Genomic DNA, 3,432 nt, shown 5'->3' with positions numbered 1-3,432 from the left:
TCCGGTCGCTGCTGCACTGTGGATCTCTTGCACTCTAAATCCGGAAGAGCCGCTTAAGCTCCTCCGCGATGGACTCCCGCCAGCGCGAGACAAAGCGAACCGACACCTGGCTATCTCAGCTATTCTGCAGGCCTGCCTGTTCGAGTCCTCAGACCGGGCGAGGGCCATCCTATACCGGGCGATCGAAAAGAACTTGGTCGAGGCGCACGACGAGTTCAAAAGAGCACTGGCTGAAGTAGTCGACATCTTCACAGCCATGGACAGGTACGACTTCGACAAGAGCGAGTTGGACCTCGCCCGCGGGAGACGGAGAATCGAAACCGTTGAGAAAGTCATTAGTGGTCAACCCAGAGCTTACTGATCGCGCTGTCTGACAGTCCTGGGTGTTATCGGTTCTCCGACAATGTGTGCGCCCGCGCTCGCCGTCGGCTTACGAGAGGCTCCGGAAGCCAGCGGCCCACAGAGGCCCGGCGTCGGCGCGTAGCCTACGACGCAGGTGAGCCCCGGCGTCGCCGCTCTCGGGGGCCGGGGCTCTCATACTCCGGGCTCTCGCTGCCGATCGCCTCGGATCCCCTTCGCCTCCGCCTCGAGGTGTGCGAAGAAGCTCTCGTAGAACTGCTCCGGATCTCCCCAAGCGAACTCGGTCACTCTCGACGGCAGCCCGTCCGACCCCTCGTCCGGCACCGGCTCGCTCACCTCTTCGGTCGCCCCCGCGAGCCGCTCCGCGCCGGAAGCGCCGCTGTTCTCATCTCCCATCCGCATGATGGTGCAGGCCCCGGCCACAGCGTTCATGCGTTTTCGGAAAGTTGACCGCGCACCCTGCTCCGGTGGGCGTGCCACTAGCGCACCGAACCGATCAACACCTGCGACCGAGGGGGCGACGTGTGCGGCTCGCTCAGTAGGTGTCGCACGAGACGTTGGTGTACTGCCCGCGGACGGTCTGCGTGTCCACGACGCGGTCGCCCTCGCGGATGGTGCAGGTGAGGTCGCCGCCGCCGCCCCCGATCGGGCCGGACCCGGTGACCATCGCTCCCCCGTCTTGGATCGTGACCGTCTGTCGCCACGGGAGCGTCCGGTCCTCCGCGGAGTCGTAGCCGCCGGTCGAGTTCGTGAACCCGACGCGCCCCGCGGAGTCCTGGTCCGTGCTCGTGACCTCCAGCGTGTACGTCCGCGGGCCGGCCACGAACGGCTCGGAGACGTCCCCCGTGCCCCCGGACAGGCCGGCGAACGCCTCGTCGATCGCGGCCACGTACGCGGCGGTGAAGACGAACGAGAGGACGAGCCCGAGGACGGAGAGCCCAAGGCCCACAGCGCTCACCACGACCCGCGAGCCGCGCCGCCGGCCGATGAGCACAGCGGCGACCCCGATCCCGACGCCCACGAACCCAACGAGGATGCCCGCCTGGTTCAGCACCGGGACCGGGGAGAGCGCGAGGCAGACGATCCCGAGGACGAGCGCGGCCACCGCCCAGCCGTTGCTCGACGAGCCTCCGGGCAGGGCTGGAGCCGGCCCCTGGGGCGCCATCGTCGGCCGCGCGGGAGCCGCGACCGGCGCCGCCTGACGGGACGGGACGAGCTGAACCGTCGGCGCGTCGAGCGAGTCGAGCCCATGTCGCGGCTCGCGGGGGAGCGTCATGTCCGTCTTGTCGGGTTGTCCTCACCCTTCGTTACCGCCACTGACCTGTCGCGGTGGACTGCCTTCTCAACTCCGCGCTCCGCTGTCCTCAATATCCGCGCGCCCAGCCTTCGTGGCTCTTCGGTGAGCTCGCGAAGCACTGCCGGAATCGGCGCTTCACTGTATGGTGACCGATGAGCCTAATGTAACCAGGGCTCCCGCAGGTCGATGAATTCGATGTTCGCCATCATCTCGGAGAATTCATTTATCTCCGCTGCGAGCTCGGCGGGGGGCTCGCTGGTCTCGTTGGCCCGCGCGTCGGCCTCGCTGGTGAAGTACGCCGCCTCGACGTACGTGTCCGCGCCTGTCCAGATCCGGATTCCGCCGATGAGGTCGGGCCGGAACGCGGCGGCATGCTCGGCGAGCCTTGAGTCCAGGTGCTGCAGCCGCTCGCGGTCCGGTGCGGTGCCCTTCATGAGCTGCACGAATCCCGCGGCATCGGAGCCACCGGCCAGGAAGATGTCGACCTCCCCGTCGAAGCACTTCTCGGCCTCGGCCCACCAACGGCTCTGCTCCGGTCGTTCGCTGTTGGCCTTCAGCGGCGGCTCGACTGATGGCCGATCGCGGTCGCCGCGACCGCCGATGCCGCCGCCACCGCGCTGTCGGACTCAGCGAGCGCGAGCCCGATCCTCACCGCGACGACGCTCAGCTGGGCGTACACCCGCTCCTTGAGCCACTCGGTGATCACTTGCACGGGCGCCCGTACGCGGTGTTCGCATCGGTCGGGGTCGGCACCGTCGGGCCCGACGGAGGAGGTCACCGGAGCCACGGTAGACTTACTGGCCGGGCAACCACCGTGTCGACGCTGTGCGGACCGGTCGTGGGCCCTGGGTCGGGTACCGACTGTCACCGGGAGCTCGTCGCCCCGCCCACCGTCCTGGGTCCGACCGCAAAGCGGAGCATGCGGCCACGGCCCACCGGCAGCTCTCCCACACGCCCGAGATCAACCACTGTCCGCTCGCACATCCGAGCGGCGATCGCGGCTCAGCTCAGGTCCCGTCGCCCGAGTAGCGCCTCGGGCGGCACGACAGCGAGGCGGTCTGTGCGGCACGGGCCGAGCGTCGGCCGGTGCAGGGCCGTTGGGCCCTTTCGAGCCGACGCTTCGCCATCCGAGCCTCGACATCGCGTCCTTCACGTCGAACAGGCCGCGTGCGAGGCCGACGACCTGTCCCTCAACGGAGGACGGTGAGCGATGCTCTCCCCGACCACCTGGACCGAGCTATCTCCCCATGACTGCGAGGACCTTCTCCGGTCCTGCACCACCGGACGCTTCGTCTACACCGAATGGGCTCTGCCCGCGGTCCAACCCACCGGCTTCCACCTCGACGGAGCGCGCTTGCTGTTCCCCGCCCCTCCCCGGTTCAAGATCGCCCACGGCCACGTCTTCTCGTTCCACGTGCAGGCCGACGACGCCGCCTGGACCGTGATGGCCCACGGACCGGTGAACCTCCGACACGCGAGGCCGCCAGAACCCAGCAGGACAGTTCTCGACAACCCCCGACCAGTCCAAGTCGACCCCGACGAACCACTGGCTCTGGAGATCCAGCTGCTCGTCGGACGTCGGCTCCAACAGCTGGCCGCGCCAGCATAGCGGCGGCACCGGCGTCGCTGTGGAAATTCCTGCCCCCAGCGGTGATTGCTGACGGATTGCGGCGCGCCGCCCGCTGACGCTCGGATGGCGTGCGGGGACCCGCACCTCAATCGATCTCAGCCTTGAGGAGCTCGTCGATGCAGGCGTCGATCTGGTCGCGGTCGGA

6 protein-coding genes are annotated in these 3,432 nt (G+C 68.4%); 2 read left to right on the top strand and 4 right to left on the bottom strand.

Features of this window, described 5'->3' with window-relative positions:
* Window positions 1–361: hypothetical protein (locus PHK61_RS31610; protein ID WP_274285009.1), on the top strand; the 361-nt coding region annotated here is incomplete at its 5' end.
* 173 nt (window positions 362–534) lie between these two features.
* On the opposite strand, the gene PHK61_RS31605 is transcribed toward PHK61_RS31610, so the two are convergent.
* The 4 genes from PHK61_RS31605 to PHK61_RS31590 form a co-directional block, all read right to left on the bottom strand.
* On the bottom strand, window positions 535–756 hold the full coding sequence (locus tag PHK61_RS31605) for a hypothetical protein (protein ID WP_274285008.1): 222 nt from the start codon (window positions 754–756) through the stop codon (window positions 535–537).
* Between the two features lie 139 nt (window positions 757–895).
* Complete coding sequence (locus PHK61_RS31600; RefSeq protein WP_274285007.1) at window positions 896–1,636, bottom strand: hypothetical protein; 741 nt, start codon at window positions 1,634–1,636, stop codon at window positions 896–898.
* 179 nt (window positions 1,637–1,815) lie between these two features.
* Complete coding sequence (locus PHK61_RS31595) at window positions 1,816–2,100, bottom strand: hypothetical protein (protein ID WP_274285006.1); 285 nt, start codon at window positions 2,098–2,100, stop codon at window positions 1,816–1,818.
* 110 nt (window positions 2,101–2,210) lie between these two features.
* On the bottom strand, window positions 2,211–2,435 hold the full coding sequence (locus PHK61_RS31590) for a hypothetical protein (protein WP_274285005.1): 225 nt from the start codon (window positions 2,433–2,435) through the stop codon (window positions 2,211–2,213).
* Between the two features lie 432 nt (window positions 2,436–2,867).
* Between PHK61_RS31590 and PHK61_RS31585 the strand changes: the two genes are divergently transcribed.
* On the top strand, window positions 2,868–3,266 hold the full coding sequence (locus PHK61_RS31585; protein ID WP_274285004.1) for a PNPOx family protein: 399 nt from the start codon (window positions 2,868–2,870) through the stop codon (window positions 3,264–3,266).
* Window positions 3,267–3,432 lie beyond the last annotated feature (166 nt).

It is taken from the genome of Actinomycetospora lutea, from assembly GCF_028737205.1.
GTDB classification, from domain to species: domain Bacteria; phylum Actinomycetota; class Actinomycetes; order Mycobacteriales; family Pseudonocardiaceae; genus Actinomycetospora; species Actinomycetospora lutea.
Note: the sequence above shows the minus strand (reverse complement) of the source record. Positions and strands in the feature narration are given on the sequence as shown.

Excerpts from the sequence above, each read along its gene's own strand:
- PHK61_RS31585 (WP_274285004.1), top strand. The coding sequence starts at position 2,868 with ATGCTCTCCCCGACCACCTGGACCGAGCTATCTCCCCATGACTGCGAG.
- PHK61_RS31605 (WP_274285008.1), bottom strand. The coding sequence starts at position 756 with ATGGGAGATGAGAACAGCGGCGCTTCCGGCGCGGAGCGGCTCGCGGGG.
- PHK61_RS31600 (WP_274285007.1), bottom strand. The coding sequence starts at position 1,636 with ATGACGCTCCCCCGCGAGCCGCGACATGGGCTCGACTCGCTCGACGCG.